This window comes from Hymenobacter terricola (assembly GCF_017921975.2).
GTDB lineage: Bacteria > Bacteroidota > Bacteroidia > Cytophagales > Hymenobacteraceae > Hymenobacter > Hymenobacter terricola.
On sequence record NZ_JAGEMO020000003.1, the window covers coordinates 338,017 to 364,485 of the forward strand.

Below are 26,469 nucleotides of genomic sequence, written 5' to 3' on the forward strand. Positions count from 1 at the left end.
AATGCGGAATGCGGAATGCGGAATGCGGAATGCGGAATGCGGAATGCGGAATGCGGAATGCGGAATGCGGAATGCGGAATGCGGAATGCGGAATGCGGAATGCGGAATGCGGAATGCGGAATGCGGAATGCGGAATGCGGAATGCGGAATGCGGAATGCGGAATGCGGAATGCGGAATGCGGAATGCGGAATGCGGAATGCGGAATGCGGAATGCGGAATGCGGAATGCGGAATGCGGAATGCGGAATGCGGAATGCGGAATGCGGAATGCGGAATGCGGAATGCGGAATGCGGAATGCGGAATGCGGAATGCGGAATGCGGAATGCGGAATGCGGAATGCGGAATGCGGAATGCGGAATGCGGAATGCGGAATGCGGAATGCGGAATGCGGAATGCGGAATGCGGAATGCGGAATGCGGAATGCGGAATGCGGAATGCGGAATGCGGAATGCGGAATGCGGAATGCGGAATGCGGAATGCGGAATGCGGAATGCGGAATGCGGAATGCGGAATGCGGAATGCGGAATGCGGAATGCGGAATGCGGAATGCGGAATGCGGAATGCGGAATGCGGAATGCGGAATGCGGAATGCGGAATGCGGAATGCGGAATGCGGAATTTTGAGCCTTTCAAACGGTTTGCAAATTCCTCATTATTAATTCCGCATTCCTCATTCAGTGTAGCGTATATTTCGCCTCATGAAATTGCCGCCGCGCCCGTCGTTTCCAGTTGTGTTGCTCGCCGGCATCCTGCTGCTGCTGCTGGTGCCCGCCTGCAATCCCTTCGCGCCGGCCCTTGATGAAGTGCCCGCCGACCAGAACGCCCTGCTGGGCAATCCCATTTACGTTCGGGGCTTTTTCGACCGGTTCCGGGCTGCCTATCAGCTGCGCGACTCCACGCTCTACGGCCAGCTGCTGCACCCCAGGTTTCGCTTCACCTACCACGACTTTGCCGCCAACGTGGACCGCTCCTGGACCCGCGACGTGGACGCCAACACCACTTACCGCCTGTTTCGGGCCGCCCGTTCCACCAATTTGCAGTGGACGCAGTACCTGCCCAGCTCCGATACCCTTTCCTCCGATACGCTGGCCAACGTGGAGCGCTCCTTCCTGCTCACCATCGAGCAGCGCGACGACGAGCGGTTTTCAGGCTCCGGCACAGCCCGCCTGGTGCTGGTGCGCAAGAACCGCAACGACCCCTGGCGCATGCGCAGCTGGTACGACCGGAGCGAGTTTTAAGTGTTTTTAATCCCTCCAAAAGCCAGGCCCGCCTTCTACAGCGGGCCTTTTCGTTTTCTTTGGCAAAAATCTTTGCTTTCTTATGACCGAACCGCAACCCGACCAGCCGCATTTTAAGCGCGCCATCAATCTTTTCGATGCCATCATGCTCGTCACCGGCAGCATGATTGGCTCGGGCATCTTCATCGTCTCGGCCGATATTGCCCGGCAGGTGGGCAGCGCGGGCTGGCTGCTGGTGGTGTGGCTGCTCACCGGTTTCATCACCATGGCCGGGGCCATCAGCTACGGCGAGTTGGCCAGCATGTTTCCCAAAGTGGGTGGCCAGTACGTGTACCTGCGCGAAGCTTTTGGGCGGCTCACGGCCTTCCTGTACGGCTGGACGCTGTTTCTCGTCATCCAAACCGGCGTAATCGCGGCCGTGGCCGTGGCCTTCGCCAAGTTCACCGGGGTCCTCATTCCGTATTTCAGCGTAAAAAATGCGCTGTTTAAGGCTGACTCTTTTGAGTTCAGCACCGTGCAGCTGCTGGCCATTGTGCTCATCATCGGCATCACGGCCCTTAATGCTCAGGGCGTGCGCACCGGCAAGCTCATTCAGAACGTGCTGGGCAGCACCAAGCTCATTGCGCTGGGCCTGCTCATCGTGTTCGGCGTGGCCCTCGGGCTGAACCACGACGCCATTGCGGCCAATTTCCACGACCTCTGGACCGCCACCCGCTACCCGGCCCCCGGCGTGAGCGCGCTGGAGCTGCCCATCAGCGGCAGCGGCCTGCTCATCGCCATCGGCATGGCCATGACCGGCTCGCTGTTTTCGTCCGATTCGTGGAACAACATCGGCTTTGCGGGCGAAGAAATTCAGAACCCGGAGCGGACGCTGGTGCGCAGCATGGCCATCGGCACGGCCATTGTCACGGCCCTCTACATCCTCATCAACGTGGTGTACCTGCTGGTGCTGCCCCTGCACGGCTCGCCGGATGCCGCCACCGTAGCCGGCCGCGGCATCCAATACGCCACCGACGACCGCGTGGCCACGGCCGTCGCCGAATCGGTGCTGGGCAAAGCCGGGGCCTACGTTATGGCCGTGCTCATCATGCTCAGCACTTTCGGGGCTAATAACGGTATCATTCTCAGCGGCTCCCGAGCGTATTATGCGATGGCCAAAGACGGCCTGTTCTTCCCCGGCCTGGCCCGCCTGAACGTAGCCGGCGTGCCCGGCCGCGCCCTGTGGGCCCAGTGCCTGTGGGCCTGCCTGCTCTGCCTCAGCGGTTCCTACGGCCAGCTGCTGAACTACGTGATGTTCGCGGTGATACTGTTCTACGTCGTCACCATCATCGGCATTTTCGTGTTGCGCCGCACCCGGCCCGAAGCGCCCCGCCCCTATCGCGCCTGGGGCTACCCGGTGCTGCCGGGCCTCTACGTGCTGCTGGCCAGCACTTTCTGCATCATCCTGCTCATTGCCCCCGATACCGCCGAATTCTCTCGCCGCGGCCTGGGCCTGGTGGCACTGGGGCTGCCGGTATATTTCCTGTTTGGGCGGCGGTTTGGGGGTACTGCCGCCTAAGTGCGCCGCGCAAGGCAACCGGATTTTCCCCCACCAAAAAGGCCCGGACTTTCAGCTGAAAGTCCGGGCCTTTTTGGTGGTTTCAAACGGGAAAATCTACCGGCGCTTGCGGCCGGTTTTGGCGCGGGGCGTCAGGGTCACGTTCATGGGTTTGGCACCGCTGCTGCGCACGATTTCGTCTTCGTAGCCCCCGTAGCCATAAATCAGGGTGTTATCGTTCCCGCCCGGCACTTCCATGGTATAGTTGCCGTTGGCATCGGTGCTGGTGCCTTTGCTGCTGCCTTTCAAGAGCACGGTAGCGCCTACCAGCGGCCGGCCGTTTTCGTCCTCAATCTTGCCCGACATCGTGACGTTGGCCGGGGCCGCGGGCTCAGGTGCCGCCACCGGGGCCGCCGCTGGGGCCGGCTCCGGCGCCGCCGTTGGGGCAGGTGCGGGGGCCGCCACTGCTGCGGTAGCCGGCGCAGTGGCCAGGGTGCTTACCATTTTCGGAGCAGTGGAGGCGTCCTTTGCAATCGATTTCGGAGCTTTTGAAACGGTTTCCTCGGTGGCGGCGGCGGGGACAGCCTTCAGCCCGGCGGCGATGCTATCGGCACCGGTAGGGGTTGTACCGGTCACGGCCGCATCATCGAGCATGAACGATGGCGTGGCGGATGCGAGTCCGCTGCCGCTGCCTTTGGGCAAGGCCACGTAGCCAAATACCAGCACCAGTACCACCGCTACCAGGATGTACATCAACCGGTTATTGCCTCCTGAGGCAACTTCCTCGTCCTGGGCCTCCAGGTTGGGGTCGTACTGCTCGTTATCAGGCTTGGGTAGATTTTCTGGATTCATCGTTTCGAAAAAGTAGTTAAAAAATGAGATGTGGGAAAGCAGTTGAAACGGAATTGACTAGTAAAGCCACCCGTCCAAAATGTCCCCGCAAGTTAAGCTTTTGCGGCGTTATATATCCGCTCCGTTAAATTTTTTGGTAGGTATCGCCACCTGCGTGGCCCTGCATCCGCTACCCGCTGGCTGTAAGCCTGATACGCCTGGCCTGCCGGCTGGCCACGCAAAAAGCGGGACCGGGCCCCGATGCGTCGTGCATCGAACCCCGGTCCCGCTTCGCGGTGGCTTATTCCAATTTGGGTTGCGCGGCGGCTTATTCGTCGCTGCTGGTTTCGCCGTCGCCAGCGTCGCCAACGGGCCTGACGGGGCCACTGGGGGCTTTATCGCCAAAATTCTGGTCGCGCGTGCGCAGGTTTTGGTCCAGCTCGTAGCTGCCTTCGGCCTCAAAGCCAGGGCCCTGGGCCTGCTCGCCGACGTTGTCGTGGTCGTTGCCGCCCTGGGGGCTGGTTTCGGAACCGCCGATGTGCAGGTTGTCGAGCTGGTCTTTCTGGTTGTCGCGCTGGGTGTAGCCGTTGGCACCGGTGTTGCGGGCTGCGGTGGGGTCGTTGCTGGCTTTGTTGTTGCTCTGGTCCTGCTGGTACTCCTTTTCCTTTTCCAGCTCTTCGTTTTTCGGGAATTTCTTGTTTTCCGTAATATCGGCGTTTTCGCCTTCGCTGGGATTGGTACCGTCGCCGGAAATAGTGTCAGGAATCATGGGCTGGGGAATTAGGTGAAGGAATGCTTGAGTAGACTTACGCAGGCCCCGGCTTTCCGTTACGCGAAAGCCGCGGCTGCTGGCAGGCCCCGGCTTTTGCGTTTCCACGGCCTTTCAACAGCGTTATTTCGTCACTTCTGCAATGCCGGTTTCGGGCTGCTGCTGGTCGTTCAGGCTCCAGCTGTAGGGGTAACACTCCACCGAATACCAGGTTGGCACGCGGTTTTCTTTCCGAAACTGATTCACGTACAGCACGCCGGCTTCGCCACTGGTGTTGTACGCATTCAGATAAAACGCGCACTGGTCGGCCATCTCGGCCTTGGCCACGTTGAACTCGGCAATATTGGTCAGCAAGCGGCCCAGCGCGTCGGAATCGCGCTGAATGCCCGCGTAGTTCACTTTCCCTTCTTTGTTCACAAACTCCTGCAGGAACTTCGTGGTCTGCGCCGTGAGGGACGCGGCGGTAATAGAGTTGTCGCCCGAAGCCAGGGCCGGCCCACCGCAGAGCAGGCCAAACAGCAATGCAACAGCCCAGGGTTTTCCAAAAGTCAGCAGAGATTTCATGTCAGAAGCGGGTTATAATTGGTTCAGGATGTAGAAACTACTAGGCCGCTGCATGCTCGGATTCGGGGTTTTTACCGATTCCCATTTCGGTTCACCGGCAAACCGGCCAAAGTTTATTGATTGCGTGGAAATACTATTCCCAAAAATCATATTCCCAAAAATAGTCTGACAAAAAAATCTTTTAGCCGGGCCTCAACTCGCTTTTGCCGGGTTTATCAACATGTTATCTTCCACAGTGGGGCCCGTGCCGTTGTGGCCCGGTTGGCGGGTCCCGCCTACATTTGACAAGTAGCTTTCAGTACACTGACCCATGCATCTGGTTATTATCGGCAATGGCATTACCGGGGTGACGTGCGCGCTGGCCGTGCGGCGGCTGCGGCCGGATGCCCGCATTACCCTGGTTTCGAGCGAAAGCGCGCACCATTACTCGCGCACCGCGCTGATGTATGTGTACATGGGCCACCTGCGCCCCCAGGACATCAAACCTTACGAGGACTGGTTTTGGGATGAAAACCGGCTGGGCCTGGTGCACGCCACCGCCACCGCCCTCAGCACCGCCGAAAACCTGCTCACCCTGGATAACGGCACCACCCTGACGTACGACAATCTTTTGCTCGCCACCGGCTCCGAAAGCAAGCTTTATGGCTGGCCGGGCCAGCACCTGGCCGGCGTGCAGGGCCTCTACAACCTGCCCGACCTGGCGGCCATGACCCGCGACACCAGCGGCATCAGCCGGGGCGTGGTGGTAGGCGGCGGCCTCATTGGCGTGGAATTGGCCGAGATGCTGCACACCCGTGGCATCGAGCCCGTGGTGCTGGTGCGCGACGCGCACTACTGGGCCTCAGTGCTGCCACCCGAAGAAGCCAACCTGGTGGACCAGCAGTTTCAGAAAAACCACGTACCGGTGCGCTACAACACCGAATTGCGTGAGATTCTGGGCGATGGTCTGGGCCGGGTGCGAGCCGTAGTAACGACGGCCGGCGAAGAAATTGCCTGCCAATGGGTGGGCCTCGCCACCGGCGTAACGCCCAACCTGACGCTGGCCAACACCTCGACCATTGAAACCGACCGGGGCATCCTCGTCGATGCGCACCTGCGCACCAGCGTGGCCAACGTTTTTGCGGCCGGCGACTGCGCCCAGCACCGCGAGCCCGCCGCCGGCGAGGTACCTATTGAGCAGCTGTGGTACACCGGGCGGTTGCAGGGCGAAACCGTGGCCCACACCATTTGCGGGCAGCCCACGCCTTACCGGCGCGGCATCTGGTTCAATTCGGCCAAATTCTTCAACCTCGAATACCAGACCTATGGCCGGGCCCCGGCGGGCCCTACGGCCGGCCTGGATAGTTTTTATTGGGAACATCCGTCAGGCCGGGCGGCGCTGCGCGTCTATTTTCGGGCAGCCGCGCCGCACGCCGTGGTCGGGTTCAACGCCCTGGGGCTGCGCCTGCGCCAGGCCATGTGCGAGCAGTGGCTGCGGGCGCAGACGCCGGTGCCCACGGTGATGGCGCAGCTGGGCGCGGCTAATTTTGACCCTGAGTTTTTTCCGCAGCACGAAAAGGCGATGGTGGCCGCCTTCAACCGGCAGTTTCCTCAGCAACTGGTGGTGCTGAAGCAGCGCAAGGGATTATTTGCCCGGCACTGGTCGCCTTCAACTTAACCTGATTCCCCGTGGATTTCTCCAAACTTTACCGGCCCTCGGCCCTCAACAGCTTTCAGTTCATCGCCCTCACCGGCCTGCTGATGAGCGCGGGGGCCCATCTCATTCTGCACTTCTTCGTGGGGCGCACCCCGGCGGGGTTCAACTGGCTTTACGTATGTTGGACGGCCTTTTACCTCATCGGCACCCTCATCAATTTGTTTGGCAAGCCGGATGAGCATCACCATCATTGAAGACAGTTGACAGGGAACAGTTATCCGCGAGCAATTGCGGCTATTGTTTATTTACAACAACTCATTGCTCCATAACTGAATGGCCACCGCCCCGCTTCTACCCGCCTCTTCGCCTGCCGAAAAGCTTACGCTGGCCGTGGTGGCCGGGGGCCTGCTGGCCCTGCTCCTGGCGCTGGCCGATGCTGACGCGACCCGCCAAAAAACCTGGTTTTACCTGGCGCTCGGCCTCGTTAGCGGGGGCACGCTGGCTTGGAGCTGGCTGAAATTTGGAACGGCCCCGGCCGGCGTGCAGCAGAACAACCTGTGGCTGCGGGCCAGCACAGGGCGCGGCGCCGTAGCCTGGGTTACCGGGCTGGTGCTCACGGGCTTTTACGTGGTGCTTTATTGGTACAGCGGCGACGATGGCCACGGCCACTTCGGCCCGCTCAACAACCTGGTGCATGCCCTCGACGGCTTCAGCCAAACCCTGCGGGCCCGGCCCGCCGACCAATGGTTTCTCTATGGCACGTTCTATACGCTGGCCGTGCTGCTGATGGGGGCCCGCGCCCTGTGGAAATACCGCCACTCGCGCTACCAGCTCATCCGCACCGCCTCGGTGATGTTCTTCCAATTGGGGTTTGCCTTTCTGCTGCCGGGGCTGCTGCAATTCTTCCAGCAGCCGGAGTTTTATTTCACCTATTTCTGGCCGCTGAAGTACGATTATCTGTTTCCCGGCACCGTCACCTCGCTGGTGCAAAACGGCGGGTTGGGCGTATTCATGGTGTTTTGGGGGGCGGCAATGTCGCTGCTGGCCACGCCGGTGCTCACCTACTTTTTTGGCAAGCGCTGGTACTGCTCGTGGGTGTGCGGCTGCGGCGGCCTGGCCGAAACCGCCGGCGACCCCTACCGCCACCTCGCCGACAAAAGCCGCGCCGCCTGGCGCTGGGAAGTGGGCATTATCTACACGGTTTTGGTTGCAATTGTGGCCATTACGGCCTTGCTCTGGGTGAATTTTGCAATGCACAGCACCTTGCTCGGCGAGGCCGGCAACGTGGCGGCCAAGTGGTACGGCTTTGCCATCGGCTCGGTGTTTTCGGGCGTAATCGGCGTGGGTTTCTACCCGCTGATGGGCGCCCGCGTGTGGTGCCGCTTCGGCTGCCCCATGGCCGCTTATCTGGGATTGTTGCAAAAGCACTTTTCCCGCTTCCGCATCAGCACCAACGGCGCGCAGTGCATCTCCTGCGGCAACTGCTCCAACGTGTGCGAAATGGGCATCGACGTGCAGCAGTACGCCCAGCGCGGCGCGCCCATCATCCGGGCCTCGTGCGTGGGCTGCGGCATGTGCAGCACCGCCTGCCCACGCGGCGTGCTCAACCTGGAGAACGGACCGCGCGAAGGGCGATATCAGGCTTCGCAGCTGATTCACGCGGATTCGCTGCGGATATTGAGCTGATAATTAGTGCTACTCGAATGATATTTTTGAGGCGTTCCAACTCAAACTAGTGAGTCAAAATCTTCATGATTTCACTTTCTACCAAACTACTGGCGAGCCTTGGTTGGGCGCTTTTTTTTAGTTCATGTGTCACTCGGATGCCGCCAAGCAGCGTCAGGCCCGGTATGTACAGCGCCACCACCAGTTTGCTCGCCACAGGGTCAAACGCCTGGACTACTGCATCGGGGCTCGATGATTACGACGTTTTGTTTTTTCATCCATCTACTAAATTGTGTCGGGATACCACCTCGATTCCAAAACTGGCTCATTGACCTGCCCAGAAGCTCGGGCCAGGCATTGTCCCACTTAGGGCCTAACCGAATAGGCTTTGAGCTTCACCCAAAAAGACAATTGTACCACGTAATCCGAGCGCAGGCAAAATGAAGCATCGCCAAGTAATTTTCGGGCAGTGGTCTATTAGAGGGTGAGGTTGTAATGCTCAATCACGATTTTAATTCGGGCGATGTGCATGCTCAAGGACTTGCTAAAGGAACAGGACTTGCGCACCAGCACGCCGCACCGCTGACGCAAGGAACAATTGATGGCCTCGACGATGCTGGTCTGCCCCTCGCCTGTGGGGCAGGGCCGGTGCTGCCAGCGGGGCACCACCTTGGCATAGGCTTTCCGCTGGTCCGTAAAGAACCAACAATGGCGGCGGTAATGCGCGGGCAAGGATTGCCACAGGCGGCGCAAAGGCGCTTCGCCCCGGCTGCCCAGCGTCCAGCCCACGATGCGCCGCCGGGCCCGTTCGACCACGAGCCACAGCCACCCTTTGCGCTTGCGGCGGCCGACGAAGCGCCACAACTCAGCGAGTGCGCGCGCTTCCCAGCGTTTGCGCTGGGCCTTCGCCGAGCGCCTCGGGGGCAGGGGCGGCGAGGGAGGCGCCGCTTTTTTTTATCCGCTGGGCAATCGTCAGCCGCGCCACACCCGTCAGGCGGGCAATGCTGCGGTGGGAAGTGCGTTCGCTCAGCAGGGCGTCCACCTGCGCGTATTGCGCCGCCGTGCGCGCCGCCGCCGGCTCGCACAGGCCCTGGTAGCGGCACGCCGTACACTGATACTTGGGCGGGCCGTTTTTACTGCCATTGCGCCGAACCTGGCCGCTGCCGCATTTGGCACAGAAGTGCTGCGTATAAATCATAAACCGCTATCCGCCGTTCACCCCATTATAGACCACCGCCACTTTTTTTAAGCTTTTTGCTCATCCCCAATTTTTAAATACGTCACTACTCAACACTATGAAATCAGGGGCATTCGGGAGCTTCTGCCGGGTAGTTGAGCGCCAGACTAATTACTTTTTATCAGTTTGGCTCAACGTGAATTAAGATATTCCCTAATTGTGGTAATTCACGATGCAGCGCATCCTTTAAGTGGTGCGCAATTTCGTGCCCTTGCCGCACGCTGATATCGCCTCCCACTTTGGCGTGCAGGTCGACGTGGTATTGCATACCGGCTTTGCGGATAAAGCATTTTTCGGTGTCCAGCACGCCGTCCACCCGCAGGGCGACTTGCCGGATTTCACCCACCAAATCGTCGTAAACGTGCTCGTCCATTATTTCGCCCAGGGCGGGCCGGAAAATCAAATAGCTGTTGTAAAGAATAAAGCCGGAGGCAAACAGCGCGGCCCAGTCGTCGGCGGTTTCGTAGCCTTTGCCAAAAACGAGGGCAATAGAAATGCCAATGAACGCGGCCACCGACGTAATGGCATCGCTGCGGTGGTGCCAGGCATCGGCTTTGAGCGAGGAGCTGTTCGTTTCCACGCTTTTCTTCATGACGATTCGGAAGGAAATTTCTTTCCAGATGATGATACCGCCCAGCACAATCAAGGTCCAGGCTTTGGGCAGCGCGTGCGGCGTGCCGATATTCTGGATGCTTTCGTAGGCAATAATCGTGGCCGAGGTTATGAGGAAGCCCACCACCAGGAACGTTATCAGCGGCTCGATGCGGCCGTGGCCGTAGGGGTGGTTTTTGTCGGCCGGTCGGCTGGCGTACCTGATGCCAAATAGAACCAGGAACGAGGCAAAAATATCGGTCGTTGACTCGATGGCATCGGCCACCAGGGCATACGAATTTCCGAAATAGCCGGCAACGCCCTTAATCAGGGCCAGGCTGGTATTGCCGATGATGCTGAAATAGGTGGCTTTTACTGCGGTTTCCTCGGTTGTCATGGATGTGGGGAGAAAAATCAAGCGCGCCGGGCCTGGTGGTGGTAGCATTACGGGAACCAGCCCGGCACTAGCTATACGGCCGGCCTCGCCACCACCCGCTTTATCTTCCGTTCACATCCTAAACGTTGCGGCGCGTCGTGCGTTGGAGCTTCAGGAACGGCTCGCCTGTTTTTTCACTTTACATGCACTCGAATGAGCGACTGGCCGGCCACGGCGGACCCGTCGGTGGCCGAGTAAAAGCTCGCGAATTGAATGCTGGCTGTGTTCGTCAGCTCGGTTTCCGTCCAGGTGGCGCCAGCCGTGGTGGTTTGCTTAAAGGAACCGTCGTAGGTGCCATAATCGCCGCCACTGTGCCGACCCGCCCCGAATACGACGGCGCTGGTGGCCGTGAGCGGCTGCACGCTCAGGGAAGTAAAATCAGATTGGCGGACGAACCTCCAGGTCACGCCGTTGTCCGTGGTTTGGTAGATGGTGAGGTAGTTGGCCACGCAATAGCCGGTGCCGCCCCAAAAGGCCAGCTCGTTCAGGTAATACGCATTCAGGGTGGCCGCATCGGCCCAGGTGCTGCCGTTGTCGGTGCTGCGGAAGGTTTTGCCATTGTGCCCGATGCAATAGCCGGCCGCGTGGTCAAACGCGATTTTGTTCAGGGTGTAAGCCGCGCGGCCGGCTAGCGTCCGGTTGCTGCCGGCATCGGAGCTTTTCAGGACCTGCGCATCGGTCCCTTTGACGAGGATGAACACGTCGCCCTGGCCATTAGCGGCCACCGAGGACACTACACTACTACGGCCCCAGTTGCAGCACGCTCGTCCAGGTGGTGCCGCCGTCCGTTGTTTTGAGAACCAGCCCGCCGACGGGGGCACAGCCGGCGCCGCCGCACGAAGTCGCCCCTCCTACGGCGTAGCCCACGGTGGCGCTGGTAAAGAGCAGTTGCAGCAGGAGCTGGTCGGGGGTTGGGTTGAGGGGGCTGCCGTTCGCCGCTGCTGGCGCGCGAGTGCGGCAGTATGCTTTTCACGATGCTGCCGGCGCGGTCGGCGTGCTCGTTCACCTTTTGTTGGGTCTGGGCCAGGTCATCGAGCAAATGCGTCAGGGTTTGCTTGCCGTGCTCTGACAGCGCCTCGTGGGCGAGGCCTTCGCGCAGCTCCTGCACCAGTTCCAGGCCTACCTTGGCAAAGTTGTCGACAAAGTCCAGGGGGTTCTGGATTTCGTGGGCAATGCCGGCCGTCACGGCACCCAGCGAGGCCAGCTTCTCCTGCTGCACCAGCTGGGTTTGGGTGTTTTGCAGGTGCTCCAGCGAATCAGCCAGCGACTCGTTTTGCCGGGTCAACAGCCGTTCCTGACGGAAATTCTCCGAGCGGAAATAATACACGACCACAAACAGCGTCATGAAAAACAGCAGCACGTTGGCGTTGTAGAAATACTGGCTGTTGGGCATGTAGAGAAACGGCTTGAAAACCGTCATGACGTAGCGCACGGCAAAGTAGGCGGCCACATTCAACCCAAACAGCACCACAGTTTTCCAGAGATTGCGAAAGAACAGCATGGGCACGATGCGGGCTGGCAAGGCGAGTACCGGTAATTATATTAAAATTATTCCGCTTATGTTAACATTGCATTCAATATATACTTAATTTCTGTTTTTTGGCCCCGGAAATGCGCGGGCAAGCCCTGATGGCAACCACGCTCCCGCCCTTTCACTACACCAGCCCAGCACTTGAACACCCTGACCGTCACCCATTCCCGACTCGACCTAGCCACTGGTACCGGGTGCTGCCCGTTACCGCGATAGAAATGCGATGCCGTACCCACCGCCGATAAAACCGCTGTTCTACCTCCTGCTGCTGGTTGGCGCCGTGCGGATGGCGGCGGCGCGGCCCGCCCCCCAGGCGGCGCTCACGCTGCGCAACATGCCCGCCACCGGCCTCGTGCTGGACAGCGGCTGGACCTTTCACGCGGGCGATAACGCCGCCTGGGCCCGCCCCGAAACCGACGACCGGCAGTGGCAGCCCATCAACCCGGTGCTGAACCCGCAACAGCTGCCTCAGGTGCAGCGGGCCGGCATTGGCTGGCTGCGGCTGCGCTTCCGGGTGGGGCCGGAGCTGCGGCACCAAGCCCTGGCGCTCGGGATTTTCCAATACGCGGCCTCGGAGGTGTATTTCAACGGGCGGCTGCTGCGGCGCTACGGCACCGTGAGCGCGGCCCCCGCGCAAGTGCGGCCGTACTGGCCCGACGGCGAGCCCATTGAACTGCCCATTACCGATGCGGCGGGCGAGCAGGTGCTGGCGGTGCGCGTGGCCAGCTGGCCGCCCTTCCTGGCCTTCAACGAGTTCTTTGTGCCGTTTTTTTTCGAGGCCCACCTGGACGGGCTGCCCCAGCTGGCCCTCCGCTTCGAGCACGAGGCCACCTACAAAACGTCGGATATGCTGCTGTTTGGCGCATTTCTGCTGATTAGCCTGCTGCACCTGGCGTTTTATTTCTACAACTCGGCCCAGCGGGCCAACAGCTATTTTGCCCTGTATACGCTGCTGGAAGCCTGCAGCTTTTGCTGCACGGGATTCCTGGACGAAGTTCATCGGCTCGACCTGCGGCTGGGCGTCGACATCCTTTCGTATGTCTGCCTGCACACCGGCAGCGTGCTGGCCGTGCGCGCCCTCTACAGCTTGTTTCATGTGCGGGTGGGCGCGGTGTACTACGGGCTCTGGGCGGCCAATATCGTCAGCCTGGTGCAGCTCACCTTTGTTCACCAGCTGAGCTGGTACCCCACGGTGATATTCATGGTGCTGGTGACGGCCGAGCAGCTGCGCCTGACCCTGGCCGCGCTCCGCCAAACCAAGCGGGCAGCAGGCATCATTGCCACCGGGTTCGGCATTGCGCTGGCCCTGCTGCTGGTGTTTGGGTTCATCATCAAGTTTCATCCCAAGCTGCTGCAGCTGGAAGTTCTCTCCATTCCGGTGCATACGCTGCTCACCTTTCCGGCCTTTCTGAGTCCGGTACTGGCCATTTCACTGTTTCTGACCCGTCGCTTCGCGCTCGATAGCCGGCTGCTGGCCATCAAGCTGGCCCAGGTGCGCCGGCTCTCGACCCAGACCCTGGCCCAGCAGCAGGAAAAGCAACAGCTCCTGGCCCAGCAAAACGAAACCCTCGAACAGTTGGTGCAGCAGCGCACGGCCGCGCTGCAACGCACCCTCACCAACTTGCAGGCCACGCAGGAACAGCTCATCCAGAAGGAAAAAATGGCGTCGCTGGGCGAGCTGATGGCGGGCATCGCCCACGAGATTCAGAACCCGCTCAACTTCGTCAACAATTTTGCCGACGTGGCCGTGGAGCTGCTCACCGAGCTAAAAGAAGGCCCCCTGCGCGCCCTGAGCGGGCCGCCGAAACACGGCGCCGAGGACCTGGTGAACGAGCTGGCGCAGGACCTGGGCAGGATTAGCTTCCACGGCCAGCGCGCCGACAGCATCGTGAAAGGCATGCTGGAGCACTCCCGCACCAACTCCGGCGAGCGCCGCCCCACCGACCTCAACGCCCTGGCCGACGAGTACCTGCGCCTGGCCTACCACGGCCTGCGCGCCAAAGACAAAAGCTTCAACGCCACCCTCACCACCAACCTCGACCCGCGCCTGGGGTCGGTAGAAATAGTGCCCCAGGAAATTGGGCGGGTGCTGCTCAACCTGTTCAACAACGCCCTGTATGCCGTGCAGCAGCGGCAGCAGCTCGGGCAGGCTGGCTACCGCCCCGAAGTCTGCGTCAGCACCCAGCACGCCATCTATGGGCAGGTAGCCATTCGGGTGAAAGACAACGGCATGGGCATGCCCGATTCGGTGCGCCAAAAGATATTTCAACCGTTCTTCACCACCAAGCCGGCGGGCGAAGGCACCGGCCTGGGCCTCTCGCTGAGCTACGACATCGTGACCAAAGGCCACAACGGCACCATCACGGTGAACACCCAGGAAGGCGCGTACACGGAATTCACGGTGAGCCTGCCCGTGAACGACGAAAAATATCAGGCCCTAACCTACTCTGTCTAAGTCTAATGAAAATTCTGGTGGTCGACGACGAGGCCGACGTGCGCTTCCTGTTTGAGCAGCGCTTCCGGCGCGAAATCCGCGAGGGCCTGTTCTCGTTCACCTTTGCCTTTTCGGGCGAGGAAGCCCTCTCCTATCTGACGCAGGAAAAGCATTATTCCGAAGTTGTGCTGATTCTCTCCGACATCAACATGCCGGGCATGAGCGGCCTGGAATTACTCCGCAACATCAAGGTGGACCACCCCAATCCGCCGCCCGCCGTGATGATGATTACGGCCTACGGCGACGAAAACAGCTACGCCAAGGCCATGCAGCTCGGCGCCGCCGACTTCCTGGTGAAACCCATCGATTTTGCGCTGCTAAAGCAAAAGCTACTCCCCCTGAGCAATGGCTAAGCAAGCACCGGGCAGGCTTTATAAACCGGCCTCATTCACAGCTTTTCCAGCCAATTAATGATATAATCCGCGTCTTCCTGCCAGGTGGGCTGGCCCAACACAAAGTGGTTGCGGCCTTCGAATTCCTTGTAGTCCAAGACCGAGTCCGTTTTTTCGTATTTCTCAAAATTCCGATGATTGAGGTGCGCCGGAATGATGTTATCGATGCTGCCGGAAGTGAGCAAAAGCGGGGCGTGCGGCTTCTCGTAATCCACTTCCGCCGCGCTGCTCAGGCCGCCCCGGGCCACGGTTTTCGACTCCGGAATGGTGTATTTGTCGTACGCCGCCTGCTGCACTTCCAGCGGCATGTCATTCACGAAAGCATACTGCCAGTCTTCAAAGGACATCAGGTACGTTTCATCCTGTGATGTAAAGAGCCCCAGGGATTTCCAGCCCGCTTTCAGGAACGAAAACTCGTACGGAAACACCCCCAGCGTGGGCACCGAGTGAATGGCCACCCCGGCAGCGGCCAGGTCGCGGTTGACAATAAGTTGCGTCATGAGCCCGCCCAGCGAATGCCCGATGACGATGGGCTTTTCCGGAAATCCCTGCACAATCCCGGCGTAGTGGTCCACCACCTCGCTCAGGGTAAGCTCGGCGAGGTCGGTGTCGTGGGGCTGCCGGGCCCGCAGCTCCGCCGCAGTGCCGTCCTTGAACGGCCAGGCCGGGGCGATGGTCGTGTAGCCCCGGCTCTCGAAATACGTTTTCCAGGCATCCCAGCAGTTGTTGCTCACAAAAGCGCCGGTCACAAAAACTACATTTTTGGTCGTGATTGTTTTCATAGGGGTTTGCAGAAAGGTGGTTACATGTGTTTTAATGTCAGCGCACGCATTAATTTTCAGGCCGCTATTTTATAAAATAAACTATATATAAGCTAATAAAATTTCTAGGGCCGGCCGTAGTCGCCGCGCTGTTGTTCGTTGCATAATGGCCACGCAAAGGCCCCAAGCGGCCAAGGTGGCTACCTGTCTAGAAATCACCCGTGGGCCGCGCCTTTGGCCCCCGCTCGTATCCGGCTCAACGACGTATCTGTTACGCCCAGGTACGAGGCCACGTACTTCACCGGGGCGTGCAGCATGATTTCGGGCGTGGTTTTCAGAAGCTGTTCGTACCGCTCCGTGGCCGATGCCGTTATCATGCCCAGCATTCGCCCTTTGGGGGCGGCAAACCCCTGCCACCAGCACCAACCGCCCAAACTCCCCGAATTCGGTCCGGGCGTGGAACAAGGCATTGAGCTGCGCAAACGTAATGAACCAGCCGTCGCAGTTCGTCAGCGCCTGAATGTTTTCCTGCGAGGGGACGCGGGTAAAGAAGGACGATACTTCGAACACGATTTCCCCGGCTCTGTAAAACCCGGTGGTGACGTCGTTGCCGGCCGGGTTGCAGGCAAACGCCCGCAGCAACCCGTTATCCAAGAAGAAATACTCGTCGCACACCTTGCCTTCACGCAACAGAAAGTCGTGCCGGACAACGCTTTTGCGGGTGAACTGGCTGGCAGTTTCCGCTGCTTGCTGCGAATTGATAATCCCCCTGCTTTGCAGGAAATGGGTTAGTTTATCTTGCGACATATCCACGGGGGCCGGTTGCTACTGCTGGTAAAAATACCTGTGTGCGAAGCAACTGCCCGCGTGTTTCGCGGCCCATGTAGGCGGTGGTTTCGCCAGCCGCCCCCGTGGGCAGTTCGTGAACTTTCCCGTTCGGCCGTTACTTTACAAAACTGGCTGGCCCGGCCTGCCGTCGTTGTCTATGTTCAAATACCTGCTGCTCACCGCCACCCTCCTGTTCTCGCTCGCCGCCGCCGGCCCGGCCGCGCCCAGCTTCCGCATTGCCAAGCTGCACTACGGCGGCGGCGGCGACTGGTATGCCAATAAAACCTCGCTCCCCAACCTCATCAGCTTCTGCAACCAGACGCTGAAAACCAACATCGCGCCCGACGAGGCCACCGTGGAGCTTGACGCGCCGGAACTCCTCACCTACCCGTTCGTGCACATGACCGGGCACGGCAACGTGAGCTTCACCGCCGCCGAAGCCAAAAACCTGCGCCAGTACCTCACCGGCGGCGGCTTCCTGCACATCGACGATAATTACGGGCTCGATAAATTTATTCGCCCCGAGATGAAGAAGGTATTTCCGGAGCTTGAGTTCGTGGAACTGCCCTACTCCCACCCGGTTTACCACCAGAAATACCAGTTTCCGCGGGGCCTGCCCAAAGTGCACGAGCACGACGGCAAGCGCGCCCAGGGCTTCGGCCTGGTATACAAAGGCCGGCTCGTGTGTTTCTACAGCTACGAATGCGACCTTGGCAACGGCTGGGAAGATGTGGGCACCTACCCCGAAGACTCGCCCGCCATTCACGACGCCGCCCTGCGCATGGGCGCCAACCTGGTAAGCTACGCCCTGACCCAGGATTGAGCGCCTTCGGCTTAATGAAGAATGAGGAATGAGGAATGAGGAATGAGGAATGTTGAGCCCACTTGGCTAATTCTTCATTCTTCATCAAGCCGAAGGCGTCCACCGTCTCACCGCACGCCTTTTTCGGGGAAGCGCCCGGTTTTGGTGCGGTAAAAGGCTTTGATTTTGGCCTCGTCCGCTTCGTAATCGCCCGTTGGATAGACTGCCTCGCCAATGCCGGCCTCTTTCCGGGCGTAGTCCAGATACCCCAGCCGAATGGGCACATGCGCGTTCAGGGCCGCAAAGTAGTAGCCCTTGCGCCAGCGCGGCTGGAAAGCCCGCGTGCCCTCCGGGGTGATGAGGATGACCAATTCGTCGTGTTCGTTGAAAAGCTTCACCATGCCATCCACAAGGCTGTTATTGCGGCTGCGGTCCACGGGCAGCGCGCCAATGGCTTTCACCAGCCAGCCCAGCGCCCAGTTTTCGGTCCATTCTTTTTTCACGGTGAAGCGCACATCCACATCCATGAGATAGAAGGCGGCCCGGGCGATGATGAGGTCCCAGTTGCTGGTGTGCGGGGCCGCAATCATCACACTTTTTTTGATTTCCGGGTTACGAATCTCGCCCAGTTTCCAGCCGGCCACTCCAAAAACGAGCCTGGCCATGTAATACCAGAAAGTAGATGTTTTGCGGGCGGGCATCAGGCAGTGAGCTGGTGAAGTGAGGAATTAGTTTGCAGCTTTCGAGCAAAGCAATTCTTACGCGAAGCTCGGGTTGAGTGCAAAGATGGGCAATTGGCCCCAATCTGGCGCTTTTATCTACATCAGCGCCTGCAAGGCCGCGGCCTGACCCATGGTGTAGCGGTAGCCGATTTCGAAAAGCTCCGGCCCGCGCTTGTAGCTCAGGGGGCGGTAGTGGCGCAGCTCGGGCGGCTCCAGCAGCAGGTGGCACTGGCTTTTGCGGGCCGCCGTGTTGGCGTTGATGGCCAGGTGCAGGGTGCGCTCGATGAGGCGGCGGAAATTGGGAATCCGGGCCTCGCGGTTGATGGGGTTGCAGTGCACGCCCACCACGCGCAAGTCGGGCTGGCCGAGCAAGGGCTCCACGGGCAGGTTATTGAGCAGCCCGCCATCCACCAATTGCCGGCCCTGGTACTCCACCGGCCGATAGATGATGGGCACGGCCGATGAAGCCAGCAGCGGCGGCAGCAGCAGCCCCGAGCTAAAATACACCGACTCGCCCGCCATCAAATCGGTGGCCACCAGCGTCAGCGGCCGGCTGAGGTCCTCAAAGTTGACCGTGCTGCCCAAGTGCCGGGCCAGCAGCTGCTCCACCGCATCCAGGTGCAGCAGCCCAAAGCGGCTGAACGCCGGCCGCGTGAGCCGGAACACGTTGGTGCCCAGCAGCAGCCGCAGAATCTCGCGGGGCGCAAAGCCTGCGGCGTAAAACACGCTGGCAATGGCCCCCGAGCTAACGCCCGCCAGCTGTGCCACCGGCAATTGCAGTTCTTCGAGCGCCGCCAGCACACCCAAATGCGCAATTCCGCGTGCGCCGCCCCCGGATAAAGCCAAACCCAGTTGGGCCATGGTGTTGTTCGTTATTTAATCAACCTGACGCATTTTTCTGGCATCGCCAGCCAATACCCTGCCGCAGCACCTTACGCAAAACCAAGCCGAACAACCATGCGCAGCCCTACAAATCGGCCAGGCGCAGCGTCTGGTCCAGGCGGATGCCCTTATCGGTGAGTTGCACGGTACAGGCTTCGTTGGTGGGGTCGTGCTCCAGCAGCAGCACCCAGTTTTCGTCGGCGGCGCGGCGCAGCACGGCTTCTTTTTCGGGCATGGTCAGGAGCGGGCGCACGTCGTAGCTCATCACGTAAGGAAGCGGAACGTGAGCGGCGCTGGGCAGCAAATCGGCCATAAATGCCAGCGTGCGGCCTTTATAGTGCATCACCGGCACCATCATTTTCTCGGTATGCCCATCGGCCAGAATAATTTCGCTGAATTGCGGCAACGCATCGGGCACACCGGCCTGCAGGTCGATAAACTTCAAACGTCCGCTCTCCTGAATCGGCAAAATGTTCTCTCTCAAAAAGCTGGCTTTTTCGCGCGGATTGGGCGTCACGGCCCACTCCCAATGCGCCTCATTGCTCCAATACGTCGCATTCGGAAACGCCAGTTGCAGTACGCCATCGGGCCGGCGCTGCACCGAGCCCCCGCAATGGTCGAAGTGCAGATGCGTCAAAAAAACATCGGTAATATCGGCACTGGTAAAGCCCAGCTTGCGCAGTGATTTGTCCAGCGTGTCGTCGCCGTGCAGGTAAAAATGGCCCCGAAACTTCTCATCCTGCTTCTCGCCAATGCCGTTGTCAATCAGCAGCAGCCGGCCTCCATCCTCAACCAACAGGCAGCGCATGGCCCAGGTGCACATGTTGTTGGCATCGGGCGGGTTTAGCTTTTGCCACATGCTCTTGGGCACCACGCCAAACATAGCGCCGCCGTCGAGTTTGAACAATCCGGTGTCAATGGTATGAATGGTCATCTTCTCATTTAACAGTTATCAATTAACATTTAACACGCTGCCAATTCGCATTTTTCAGCACCTATCGAATCGATTCAATGCTGGTTAAATGTTAATTGATAACTGTTAAATGACTACTCCACCACTACGCCCATCGCCGAGAACTTATCAATTCGCTGCGAAATCCGGTCTTCCACCGAGATGGCAGCCAGTTCCTTCAGCGTCTTCAGCAACGTGTTTTTCAGGGTTTCAATCATCAATTCGGGCGCGGTATGCGCGCCGCCCAGCGGCTCTTTCACAATGCCATCAACCAAACCGGCATTCTTCATGTCGGTAGCCGTGAGTTTGAGCGCCTCGGCCGCCTGCTCCTTATAATCCCAGGTACGCCACAAAATGCTGCTGCACGACTCCGGTGAAATCACCGAATACCAGGTATTTTCCAACATCAGCACTCGGTCGCCGATAGCAATACCCAAAGCCCCGCCGCTCGCCCCCTCGCCGATGATGACACACATAACCGGCACCTTGAGCATAAACATCTCCTTGAGATTTCGGGCAATGGCCTCGCCCTGCCCGCGCTCCTCAGCCTCAAGGCCCGGAAAAGCGCCCATGGTATCAATCAAGGTCACTATGGGTATATTAAACTTTTCCGCTAATTTCATCAGGCGCAGGGCCTTGCGGTAACCCTCAGGGTTAGCCATGCCGAAATTGCGAAATTGGCGCTCCTTTGTATTGTGCCCCTTTTGCTGACCAATAAACATGACCGTGTGACCGTCGAGTTCGCCCAAGCCGCCCACCATTGCCTTATCATCACCAACCGTGCGGTCGCCGTGCAGTTCCACAAACTTGTCAACCATGCCCCCAAGGTAATCCAGCATTTGGGGCCGGTCGGGGTGGCGCGAGAGTTGCACCCGTTGCCAACGCGTCAGGTTGGCGTAGGTTTCCTTTTTTAGGTCTTTGATGCGCTTTTCCAGCGCCGCCACGGCTTGGCCTACTTCTACGTCGCTGTCGGCGGCGAGTTTCTGCATTTCGAGGAGTTTGCCTTCGAGGGCGGCAATGGGTTGTTCAAAGTCGAGGAGCATGAGCTGCGGAGGGATTTGCGTGGAGTAGGAAAGGGAAATATGGGACAGCGAAATCTGGAAGAGGCTCAAACCCGGGACCTGCTCCGCCGATTGCCGCCAGGAAAGCGGGTGGCAAAGGTAAAACATCCACCGTTGCGGTGCCGTGCAAAAATTAATCGTCCTGAAAAACAACCTTAAAGCTTTCAAAAAGCGCTGAATTGGCAAAAATATTAGCCCCTGGCTTGCAGGACGCAATTTTTATCCCCTACCTTTGCATCACCAAAACGGAAAAACACACGGTTTTCCCCTCAGCAAACGGTTTGGTAGTTCAGTTGGTTAGAATGCCGCCCTGTCACGGCGGAGGTCGCGGGTTCGAGTCCCGTCCAGACCGCTACCGTTTGCATACGGAAACCCCTAAAAGTCGCATATCTGTTCTCAGAAGCGGTTTTTAGGGGTTTTTGTTTTTGGTTGGTTTCGGAAATAAAGCCCGGTTTAGGAGCATATGCGCCCCCACTGCCGCCCCCAGTGGCGGCCCCAAAAGCATCTCTCCCACTAAACCCTTTTTCCGATGACCATTACGTTTGAACGGCGGACTGACCGCCCGGACGCCGCGGGGCGCTGCACCATCCACCTACGGGCTTACTTCGACAACCAGCGGCTGCGCTTCGCCACGCGGGAGCGCTGCCTGGCCACGGAGTGGCACCCGGAGCGCAACCAATTCCGGCGCAGCTTTTCCGGGGCGCAGGAAGCCAACGAGTATTTACAGTCGTTGTGCGACCGGTTGCACGCCCACTACCGGCAGCTGCGCGCCGCCGGCACAGTTATCACGCCCGAGGTATTGAAGGCTGTGTTAGCGCCGCCGGTGGTGGCTAAGCCGGTGGCCGAAGCAGAGGTGCTGGTATTCTGGCTGACCGACCTCTACGCGGACTACCAGGCGGCGCTGCTGGCTCGGGGCAACCTCGCGCAGTCGTTGGTATCGGTGGCTTCTACCCTCACCCACCTGAAAGGGCTAGAGAAGTCGCTGAAGAAGCGGCTGCAGCTTGGGGATTACGACCTGGCTACCCACGACAAGTTTCTAGCCTACCTGCGCGGGACGCGGAAACTGGCGCAAAACACAGTGTGCAAGACGGTGAAGCATGTGAAAGCCTTTCTGCGATATGTGCGCGAAGACCGACGGATGCCGGTGGCCGTGGAACCCCGAGAAATGAAAATCAAGTGGACCGACGTGGAAAAGGTCTACTTGAGCGCTGCGGAGCTGGCCTTGCTGGAAAAAGCCATGCTCCCCTCTTCGCTGGTGGCCACGCGGGATGCTTTCTTATTCTGCTGCTATACCGGATTGCGGCACTCGGATTTATCGGCCTTGAGCACGGCCAACGTGCAAACCTGGGACGGGAGCCGCATCCTGCGGCTGACGCAGACCAAGACGCGCACGGCGGTCAGCATTTACCTCACGCCGCCGGCGGCAGCCCTGCTCGACAAGTACGAAGGGACGCGGGCCCAACTATTGCCGGCCTACAGTAACCAGGTGATGAATCGCTACCTGAAGCGTATCGCGCAGTTGGCGGGGTTGCGGGAGATGGTGGAAGTAGTGACCATCGAGGAAGGCAAGGTGGTGAAGCGGCAGCAGCCCAAGCATGAGCTGGTGAGCATGCACACGGCTCGGCATACGTTCGCGGTGCTCTCGCTGATGCGCGGGCTGCCAGTGGCGGTGCTGCAGAAGGTGCTGGGCCACGCCAAGATTCAAACCACGATGCTCTATGCTAAAGTGGTGGAGGACTTTCAGCACCAGGAAATGCGGCGGATATGGGATGGGGGCGCAACACCCGTGCCGGCGGCGGCCCCCAATCCGGTGTGCGTGATTGAAGCGGCGGTGGCGTAAGCTGGGCGGCAGCTATTTACAGAAAAGCCCGGCTTGGATAGTACCAGGCCGGGCTTTCTTTTCTACGGAGGGCTGTCGCTGTTCAGCGACTCAGGAGGATTGGGCGGGCGGCCATTCGTCGGTCAGCCCGGTATGCAGCGCGGTGAGCACCTGCAGGCAGGTAGTGAGCGCAGCTCCCTGCTGACTCAGCACCTTTGCCAACGGGCTGCGCTCGCCCAGCGCCAGTTGGTCGGCAAGCAGCGCTAACACCCGCACTTGCACGGGGCCGGCCGCTAGCAGCTGCCCCATTTGCCGGCCCAGGACCCGCGCACCCACCAGCAGCATAAAGTTGGTGGCCGTGGCCGTTTCGTTCTCGTCGAACAAGTCCAGGTGCTCGGTATAGATGTCGTCCGCAATGAGGTTAAAATAGCCCTCCACCAGATTCCACACGTCGGTGGCATCCTTGCCCCGCTTCTCGGGGCGGTCCTGCCAGGCGATGAGCTTGAGCACGGCGATGCCCGGGAGGGTGACAACCCGCCACGCTTCGCCGGCTTCGGTCGTGAGGGTGGCCGCCTCGGCCAGCACTTCCGAGAACCCCACCGTGGAGATGCGCTCCATGCCCCGACCGGTCAGGTAGACGTCGCCGGCTTCGTCGGCAATGGCCCCGAAGGGCATCAGGTCCACGGGCACGCTGCCGGAGCTGCCGGGGGCGTGGTAGTGCAGGCAGAAGGCGCTGTGCCGGGTTTGCGTAAAGTTTTCGTGCGCGATAAGCCAGGCCAGCAGGGTTTCGTACTCGGCCGTGTTGTTGATGAAGACGGCCAAGTCTAAATCCTTGGTCATGCGCCGTTCCGGGGCGTGGTACACTTGGCTCATCCAGATGTCCCGCGCCACCGCTCCTACTACGTAAAAGTCAATGCCAAAGTGTGCAAAACCGCGCTGCAGCGCGGCCATGGCGGCACTCATACCCGCCGGCTGCAGGCGCTCAGGCGAGATGTGAAAGATATTGCTCATGCAGCAGCTTGGCCACCTCGTGGTTGCGCGGGTCGGTTGTTAGGAGAAGGTCAGCATAAGCAAGCAGCGGGCTTACGGCCCGGCTCTGGGGCCGGTGCTGAAAGGAGGTTGTTTCAAAGGGCATCAGCACTTCTACTTTGCCGCTCTCGTCGGGCACCAGCCGGAACCTGCGCATGAGCTCGCCGCGGCTGGCGGTGCTGTAGAGCGTGAAGTACTCCGGCAGCAGGTAGCCATCGAGCAGCAGGTGAGCGGCCGGCTCGCCGCCCCACCACGAGTCGATGCCTAATGGCACCTCCTGCCAGCCGTTTCGGCTGGTGTCGGCGTCCAGCCAGCGGTAGCGGTGGGGCAGCAGCTTGGGCCGCACGGTTTCGCCGTAGCCTTCCACCCAACGCCGCAGCACCTGCGGGGCATCCAGCCAGCGCCGGTGGTCACCCTCCTCGCGCAGCAGCCCTAGCTGGCGCAAATCGGCCAGCACGGCACTGACCGACCCCAGGGCCAGGCTCGCCTCATCGGCCAGCGTCCGGTACGGGGCTTGCAGCAGCTCGGGCCGGTTGAGCAGGTGGTAGAGCAACCGCAGCCCCGTGCGCCGGAAGGCGCGCCGGGTTTCGCCGCGCTCGGCAGCGGGTGGCCGCTTCCCCTGAATCAGAATCAGCAAGGCGGGGTCGGCCGACTGCAGGTACGCATTGCCCACGGTATCGAGGTAATACACGCCCTGCTGCTGCAGCGCCTGCCCAATGGCAGGCGAGATGTACGGGCTCACGACCACCCGGGGCAGCTGGCCTGGCCGCACCGAAGCCTTTAGCAGGCCCAGGGTTTTGAGATGCAAGGCGGCTTTCACATCCACCAAAAAGGCATTCTGGCCAATCAGCAGCTGCCCATCCGCGCCGTGGAGCGGGCTACCGGGCACATTCGGGTGCTGGTGGTCTAGCCGGACGGGTTGCCCAATCAACTGCTCCAGGGCATAGGTGGCCCGGTCGATGGTGCTGACGGTAAAGGTTTGCTCGGGCAGCATGTTCATTTTTTATTGGTGTTCAGCATTTGTGAACACTCAAAAATACTGAACACTCCGGCAGAAAGCAAGGAAGTTGGATAAGAGAAATGCCGGCGGCAGACGGCGAAAGAAAGGGCAGCCTCGGGCCAGCTATGGGCGAAGTACGGGCGAGCCCCGGTTGGTCACCGGGTGGAGGTTCCGTTAAGGGCGCGGGAAACCTCGGTTTCATCGAGGCCGGTGTGCTGGCAGAAGTCGCGCACGGATACCAGGGCACCGGCCGGCTTGCCGGCGGCCTCACGGGCACGGCGGACCAGGCGCTTGGCGGCGTCGTAGCTGCGGCCGGTGAGCTGGGCCACGTCTTTGGGATAGATGCAGATACGCGGCATGGGGTGAGCGGGCGCAAACCGGGCTAGTGTGGGCGCGGCACTTGGTTAGACAAAAATAGTAGATGAATTTTGGTTCACCATTGAGCGCAGGGCCACATAAGTGGATTAAGCGGCAAATACAATCACCATTTTTATCAACTCTTTTTTCTTATGGCACAACAGACCGGTATTTTGGGCATTCAGGGCACCGTCGGGGGCCTCGTGTTTGCCAAGGACGGAAGCATCCGGCAGAAGCCGGCTTCCAACAAAGCCAAGTACATGACGGCGGCCAGCATGGCCCGGACGCGTGAAAACACGGCGGAATTTGGCCAGGCGGCCAAGTACAGCAAGGTGCTGCGCGACTCGTTGCGCGTGGCCATTGCCTCGGCCAGCGATAGCCGCGTGGCTTCGCGCCTCACCAAGCTGATGCGGGAAGTCATCGGCCTGGACGATACGAATGACCGGGGCCAGCGCGTGTTCGACTCTTCGAACTCGGCTCCGCTGCTCGGCTTCAACTTCAACGCCGGCGCGGGCATCGGTCAGACGATGTACTTCCCCTTCCAGGTGACGGGCGACGCCGCAGACGTGACGCTGAGCATTCCGGCGCTGAATCCGGCTTCGGACATCGCCGCTCCGCAGGGCACGACGCACTTTGAAGTGGTGTTCGCGGCTTCCTCGCTGGATATGGAGACGCTGACCTTCACCAACGCCGTAGTGGCCGCTCCGCTGGGCATTCTGGCGGTGAACAGCGTGGCCCTGGTGAACCAGGTGGTGGCAGCCAGCTTCCCGGCTGCGCCGCCCGCGGCCAACCTGGTAGTGGGCGTGGTGGGCATCAACTTCTACCAGCAGGTGAACGGCAAGTTCTACCCGCTCAATAACAACAGCACCAACCCGCTGGCCATTGAGTACGTGGCCTAAGCCACGGGAACGAAACGGCCGACCGGTAGCGGTTGGCCGTTTTTCTTTTCACCTCTCCCCTTCCCCATCATGCCACTGACCGGGTACCAATTGCAATACAAGCGGCGCATGAAGAAAGCGCTGGCCTTGCGGGCGAAGGCCGACCGGCGGGCCCGTCATCTGGTGGCACGCCTGATTACGGCGCTCACGCAGGGGGAAACGGCTGCCGACCACATCGGACGGATTAACACGCTGTACGGGACCGGTATGAGCCTGCGCACCGACCTGGTGGACGGCTATCGACTGGCCGGCACGGCGGCGGCCCTGGACCAGATTGCCACTGCGAGTCTGGGCGGGGCCCCGGACGCGGTGTTTGTGAACCTGCCCGTTGACGCGGGCGATGCCATGTTTCCGCCCAATGCGGACTTGGACTAACTCTTTTCTAACTTCTAATTTC

Annotated in this window: 28 protein-coding genes, 1 tRNA gene and 1 pseudogene; 12 read left to right on the top strand and 18 right to left on the bottom strand. The window is 60.1% G+C overall.

Annotation, left to right across the window (positions count from 1 at the left end):
- Window positions 1–698: 698 nt before the first annotated feature.
- Both J4G38_RS04655 and J4G38_RS04660 read left to right on the top strand, forming a co-directional pair.
- Complete coding sequence (locus tag J4G38_RS04655; protein WP_210515090.1) at window positions 699–1,238, top strand: hypothetical protein; 540 nt, start codon at window positions 699–701, stop codon at window positions 1,236–1,238.
- 82 nt (window positions 1,239–1,320) lie between these two features.
- Window positions 1,321–2,796 (top strand): APC family permease, encoded by a 1,476-nt coding sequence (locus J4G38_RS04660; RefSeq protein ID WP_210515087.1) that lies wholly within the window; start codon window positions 1,321–1,323, stop codon window positions 2,794–2,796.
- A gap of 96 nt (window positions 2,797–2,892) precedes the next feature.
- Here J4G38_RS04660 and J4G38_RS04665 read toward each other — a convergent pair whose 3' ends face one another.
- From J4G38_RS04665 to J4G38_RS04675, 3 genes are all read right to left on the bottom strand, one after another.
- The gene (locus J4G38_RS04665) at window positions 2,893–3,627 is read right to left on the bottom strand and encodes a carboxypeptidase-like regulatory domain-containing protein (RefSeq protein ID WP_210515084.1); all 735 of its coding nucleotides are present in this window, start codon (window positions 3,625–3,627) and stop codon (window positions 2,893–2,895) included.
- 307 nt (window positions 3,628–3,934) lie between these two features.
- Window positions 3,935–4,375 (bottom strand): hypothetical protein, encoded by a 441-nt coding sequence (locus J4G38_RS04670; RefSeq protein ID WP_210515081.1) that lies wholly within the window; start codon window positions 4,373–4,375, stop codon window positions 3,935–3,937.
- Window positions 4,376–4,498: 123 nt separating this feature from the next.
- The gene (locus J4G38_RS04675; protein ID WP_210515079.1) at window positions 4,499–4,939 is read right to left on the bottom strand and encodes a hypothetical protein; all 441 of its coding nucleotides are present in this window, start codon (window positions 4,937–4,939) and stop codon (window positions 4,499–4,501) included.
- A gap of 310 nt (window positions 4,940–5,249) precedes the next feature.
- On the opposite strand from J4G38_RS04675, the gene J4G38_RS04680 reads away from it, so the two are divergent.
- From J4G38_RS04680 to J4G38_RS04690, 3 genes are all read left to right on the top strand, one after another.
- Complete coding sequence (locus J4G38_RS04680; protein ID WP_210515076.1) at window positions 5,250–6,596, top strand: NAD(P)/FAD-dependent oxidoreductase; 1,347 nt, start codon at window positions 5,250–5,252, stop codon at window positions 6,594–6,596.
- An 11-nt stretch (window positions 6,597–6,607) separates the two neighbouring features.
- Complete coding sequence (locus J4G38_RS04685) at window positions 6,608–6,829, top strand: hypothetical protein (RefSeq protein ID WP_210515075.1); 222 nt, start codon at window positions 6,608–6,610, stop codon at window positions 6,827–6,829.
- A gap of 79 nt (window positions 6,830–6,908) precedes the next feature.
- The gene (locus J4G38_RS04690; protein ID WP_210515072.1) at window positions 6,909–8,261 is read left to right on the top strand and encodes a 4Fe-4S binding protein; all 1,353 of its coding nucleotides are present in this window, start codon (window positions 6,909–6,911) and stop codon (window positions 8,259–8,261) included.
- A 456-nt stretch (window positions 8,262–8,717) separates the two neighbouring features.
- Here J4G38_RS04690 and J4G38_RS04695 read toward each other — a convergent pair whose 3' ends face one another.
- The 5 genes from J4G38_RS04695 to J4G38_RS28895 all read right to left on the bottom strand — a co-directional run bounded on the left by J4G38_RS04695 (window position 8,718) and on the right by J4G38_RS28895 (window position 12,026).
- A complete protein-coding gene (locus tag J4G38_RS04695; protein WP_210515069.1) occupies window positions 8,718–9,104 on the bottom strand; it encodes an IS1 family transposase in 387 nt (128 codons plus the stop codon).
- Between the two features lies 1 nt (window position 9,105).
- Window positions 9,106–9,438, bottom strand: a complete 333-nt coding sequence (locus tag J4G38_RS04700; RefSeq protein ID WP_210515066.1) for an IS1 family transposase — start codon at window positions 9,436–9,438, stop codon at window positions 9,106–9,108.
- Window positions 9,439–9,598: 160 nt separating this feature from the next.
- Entirely contained in the window at window positions 9,599–10,465 is an 867-nt protein-coding gene (locus J4G38_RS04705) for a cation diffusion facilitator family transporter (protein ID WP_210515063.1), read from the bottom strand.
- 173 nt (window positions 10,466–10,638) lie between these two features.
- Window positions 10,639–11,238, bottom strand: a complete 600-nt coding sequence (locus J4G38_RS04710) for a WD40/YVTN/BNR-like repeat-containing protein (RefSeq protein WP_210515060.1) — start codon at window positions 11,236–11,238, stop codon at window positions 10,639–10,641.
- Window positions 11,238–12,026, bottom strand: a complete 789-nt coding sequence (locus J4G38_RS28895) for a sensor histidine kinase (protein WP_317198179.1) — start codon at window positions 12,024–12,026, stop codon at window positions 11,238–11,240. The genes J4G38_RS04710 and J4G38_RS28895 overlap by 1 nt, the downstream gene beginning before the upstream one ends.
- Window positions 12,027–12,258: 232 nt before the next feature.
- Here J4G38_RS28895 and J4G38_RS04720 point away from each other — a divergent pair, with 232 nt between their 5' ends.
- A complete protein-coding gene (locus tag J4G38_RS04720) occupies window positions 12,259–14,490 on the top strand; it encodes a sensor histidine kinase (RefSeq protein WP_226163149.1) in 2,232 nt (743 codons plus the stop codon).
- Window positions 14,491–14,495: 5 nt separating this feature from the next.
- A complete protein-coding gene (locus J4G38_RS04725) occupies window positions 14,496–14,882 on the top strand; it encodes a response regulator (RefSeq protein WP_210515055.1) in 387 nt (128 codons plus the stop codon).
- Window positions 14,883–14,917: 35 nt separating this feature from the next.
- Here J4G38_RS04725 and J4G38_RS04730 read toward each other — a convergent pair whose 3' ends face one another.
- The 3 genes and pseudogenes from J4G38_RS04730 to J4G38_RS04740 form a co-directional block, all read right to left on the bottom strand.
- Window positions 14,918–15,703 carry an alpha/beta hydrolase gene (locus J4G38_RS04730; protein ID WP_210515051.1) on the bottom strand — a complete coding sequence of 262 codons (786 nt, stop codon included), beginning with the start codon at window positions 15,701–15,703 and terminating at the stop codon, window positions 14,918–14,920.
- A gap of 194 nt (window positions 15,704–15,897) precedes the next feature.
- Complete coding sequence (locus J4G38_RS04735) at window positions 15,898–16,059, bottom strand: cyclic nucleotide-binding domain-containing protein (RefSeq protein ID WP_226163163.1); 162 nt, start codon at window positions 16,057–16,059, stop codon at window positions 15,898–15,900.
- 139 nt (window positions 16,060–16,198) lie between these two features.
- Window positions 16,199–16,489: pseudogene (locus J4G38_RS04740) on the bottom strand (Crp/Fnr family transcriptional regulator); the annotation flags it as partial.
- Window positions 16,490–16,667: 178 nt separating this feature from the next.
- Here J4G38_RS04740 and J4G38_RS04745 point away from each other — a divergent pair.
- Window positions 16,668–17,333, top strand: a complete 666-nt coding sequence (locus tag J4G38_RS04745) for a DUF4159 domain-containing protein (protein WP_210515048.1) — start codon at window positions 16,668–16,670, stop codon at window positions 17,331–17,333.
- 107 nt (window positions 17,334–17,440) lie between these two features.
- Here the strand turns inward: J4G38_RS04745 and J4G38_RS04750 are convergent, their stop codons facing one another.
- From J4G38_RS04750 to J4G38_RS04765, 4 genes are all read right to left on the bottom strand, one after another.
- A complete protein-coding gene (locus J4G38_RS04750) occupies window positions 17,441–18,013 on the bottom strand; it encodes a 1-acyl-sn-glycerol-3-phosphate acyltransferase (RefSeq protein WP_210515045.1) in 573 nt (190 codons plus the stop codon).
- Between the two features lie 117 nt (window positions 18,014–18,130).
- Window positions 18,131–18,895, bottom strand: coding sequence for a patatin-like phospholipase family protein (locus tag J4G38_RS04755; protein ID WP_210515041.1), 765 nt, complete (start codon window positions 18,893–18,895; stop codon window positions 18,131–18,133).
- A 106-nt stretch (window positions 18,896–19,001) separates the two neighbouring features.
- Complete coding sequence (locus J4G38_RS04760) at window positions 19,002–19,850, bottom strand: MBL fold metallo-hydrolase (protein ID WP_210515039.1); 849 nt, start codon at window positions 19,848–19,850, stop codon at window positions 19,002–19,004.
- Between the two features lie 113 nt (window positions 19,851–19,963).
- Window positions 19,964–20,911, bottom strand: a complete 948-nt coding sequence (locus J4G38_RS04765) for an acetyl-CoA carboxylase carboxyltransferase subunit alpha (RefSeq protein WP_210515036.1) — start codon at window positions 20,909–20,911, stop codon at window positions 19,964–19,966.
- Window positions 20,912–21,207: 296 nt separating this feature from the next.
- On the opposite strand from J4G38_RS04765, the gene J4G38_RS04770 reads away from it, so the two are divergent.
- Window positions 21,208–21,281 (top strand) — tRNA-Asp (locus J4G38_RS04770).
- A 177-nt stretch (window positions 21,282–21,458) separates the two neighbouring features.
- Window positions 21,459–22,769, top strand: coding sequence for a site-specific integrase (locus J4G38_RS04775; protein ID WP_210515034.1), 1,311 nt, complete (start codon window positions 21,459–21,461; stop codon window positions 22,767–22,769).
- A gap of 90 nt (window positions 22,770–22,859) precedes the next feature.
- Here J4G38_RS04775 and J4G38_RS04780 read toward each other — a convergent pair whose 3' ends face one another.
- The 3 genes from J4G38_RS04780 to J4G38_RS04790 all read right to left on the bottom strand — a co-directional run bounded on the left by J4G38_RS04780 (window position 22,860) and on the right by J4G38_RS04790 (window position 25,136).
- On the bottom strand, window positions 22,860–23,759 hold the full coding sequence (locus J4G38_RS04780) for a nucleotidyl transferase AbiEii/AbiGii toxin family protein (RefSeq protein WP_210515031.1): 900 nt from the start codon (window positions 23,757–23,759) through the stop codon (window positions 22,860–22,862).
- Window positions 23,731–24,777 carry a type IV toxin-antitoxin system AbiEi family antitoxin gene (locus J4G38_RS04785; RefSeq protein WP_210515029.1) on the bottom strand — a complete coding sequence of 349 codons (1,047 nt, stop codon included), beginning with the start codon at window positions 24,775–24,777 and terminating at the stop codon, window positions 23,731–23,733. The genes J4G38_RS04780 and J4G38_RS04785 overlap by 29 nt, the downstream gene beginning before the upstream one ends.
- A gap of 155 nt (window positions 24,778–24,932) precedes the next feature.
- The gene (locus J4G38_RS04790; protein WP_210515026.1) at window positions 24,933–25,136 is read right to left on the bottom strand and encodes a hypothetical protein; all 204 of its coding nucleotides are present in this window, start codon (window positions 25,134–25,136) and stop codon (window positions 24,933–24,935) included.
- Between the two features lie 150 nt (window positions 25,137–25,286).
- Between J4G38_RS04790 and J4G38_RS04795 the strand changes: the two genes are divergently transcribed.
- Window positions 25,287–26,033 (top strand): hypothetical protein, encoded by a 747-nt coding sequence (locus tag J4G38_RS04795; RefSeq protein ID WP_210515024.1) that lies wholly within the window; start codon window positions 25,287–25,289, stop codon window positions 26,031–26,033.
- A gap of 69 nt (window positions 26,034–26,102) precedes the next feature.
- Window positions 26,103–26,447: a hypothetical protein gene (locus J4G38_RS04800; protein ID WP_210515021.1), complete on the top strand. Its 345-nt coding sequence runs from the start codon at window positions 26,103–26,105 to the stop codon at window positions 26,445–26,447.
- Window positions 26,448–26,469: the final 22 nt, after the last annotated feature.

Excerpts from the sequence above, each read along its gene's own strand:
- J4G38_RS04655 (WP_210515090.1), top strand. The coding sequence starts at position 699 with ATGAAATTGCCGCCGCGCCCGTCGTTTCCAGTTGTGTTGCTCGCCGGC.
- J4G38_RS04660 (WP_210515087.1), top strand. The coding sequence starts at position 1,321 with ATGACCGAACCGCAACCCGACCAGCCGCATTTTAAGCGCGCCATCAAT.
- J4G38_RS04665 (WP_210515084.1), bottom strand. The coding sequence starts at position 3,627 with ATGAATCCAGAAAATCTACCCAAGCCTGATAACGAGCAGTACGACCCC.
- J4G38_RS04670 (WP_210515081.1), bottom strand. The coding sequence starts at position 4,375 with ATGATTCCTGACACTATTTCCGGCGACGGTACCAATCCCAGCGAAGGC.
- J4G38_RS04675 (WP_210515079.1), bottom strand. The coding sequence starts at position 4,939 with ATGAAATCTCTGCTGACTTTTGGAAAACCCTGGGCTGTTGCATTGCTG.
- J4G38_RS04680 (WP_210515076.1), top strand. The coding sequence starts at position 5,250 with ATGCATCTGGTTATTATCGGCAATGGCATTACCGGGGTGACGTGCGCG.
- J4G38_RS04690 (WP_210515072.1), top strand. The coding sequence starts at position 6,909 with ATGGCCACCGCCCCGCTTCTACCCGCCTCTTCGCCTGCCGAAAAGCTT.
- J4G38_RS04700 (WP_210515066.1), bottom strand. The coding sequence starts at position 9,438 with ATGATTTATACGCAGCACTTCTGTGCCAAATGCGGCAGCGGCCAGGTT.
- J4G38_RS04705 (WP_210515063.1), bottom strand. The coding sequence starts at position 10,465 with ATGACAACCGAGGAAACCGCAGTAAAAGCCACCTATTTCAGCATCATC.
- J4G38_RS04720 (WP_226163149.1), top strand. The coding sequence starts at position 12,259 with ATGCCGTACCCACCGCCGATAAAACCGCTGTTCTACCTCCTGCTGCTG.
- J4G38_RS04725 (WP_210515055.1), top strand. The coding sequence starts at position 14,496 with ATGAAAATTCTGGTGGTCGACGACGAGGCCGACGTGCGCTTCCTGTTT.
- J4G38_RS04730 (WP_210515051.1), bottom strand. The coding sequence starts at position 15,703 with ATGAAAACAATCACGACCAAAAATGTAGTTTTTGTGACCGGCGCTTTT.
- J4G38_RS04735 (WP_226163163.1), bottom strand. The coding sequence starts at position 16,059 with ATGATAACGGCATCGGCCACGGAGCGGTACGAACAGCTTCTGAAAACC.
- J4G38_RS04745 (WP_210515048.1), top strand. The coding sequence starts at position 16,668 with ATGTTCAAATACCTGCTGCTCACCGCCACCCTCCTGTTCTCGCTCGCC.
- J4G38_RS04750 (WP_210515045.1), bottom strand. The coding sequence starts at position 18,013 with ATGCCCGCCCGCAAAACATCTACTTTCTGGTATTACATGGCCAGGCTC.
- J4G38_RS04755 (WP_210515041.1), bottom strand. The coding sequence starts at position 18,895 with ATGGCCCAACTGGGTTTGGCTTTATCCGGGGGCGGCGCACGCGGAATT.
- J4G38_RS04760 (WP_210515039.1), bottom strand. The coding sequence starts at position 19,850 with ATGACCATTCATACCATTGACACCGGATTGTTCAAACTCGACGGCGGC.
- J4G38_RS04765 (WP_210515036.1), bottom strand. The coding sequence starts at position 20,911 with ATGCTCCTCGACTTTGAACAACCCATTGCCGCCCTCGAAGGCAAACTC.
- J4G38_RS04775 (WP_210515034.1), top strand. The coding sequence starts at position 21,459 with ATGACCATTACGTTTGAACGGCGGACTGACCGCCCGGACGCCGCGGGG.
- J4G38_RS04780 (WP_210515031.1), bottom strand. The coding sequence starts at position 23,759 with ATGAGCAATATCTTTCACATCTCGCCTGAGCGCCTGCAGCCGGCGGGT.
- J4G38_RS04785 (WP_210515029.1), bottom strand. The coding sequence starts at position 24,777 with ATGAACATGCTGCCCGAGCAAACCTTTACCGTCAGCACCATCGACCGG.
- J4G38_RS04790 (WP_210515026.1), bottom strand. The coding sequence starts at position 25,136 with ATGCCGCGTATCTGCATCTATCCCAAAGACGTGGCCCAGCTCACCGGC.
- J4G38_RS04795 (WP_210515024.1), top strand. The coding sequence starts at position 25,287 with ATGGCACAACAGACCGGTATTTTGGGCATTCAGGGCACCGTCGGGGGC.
- J4G38_RS04800 (WP_210515021.1), top strand. The coding sequence starts at position 26,103 with ATGCCACTGACCGGGTACCAATTGCAATACAAGCGGCGCATGAAGAAA.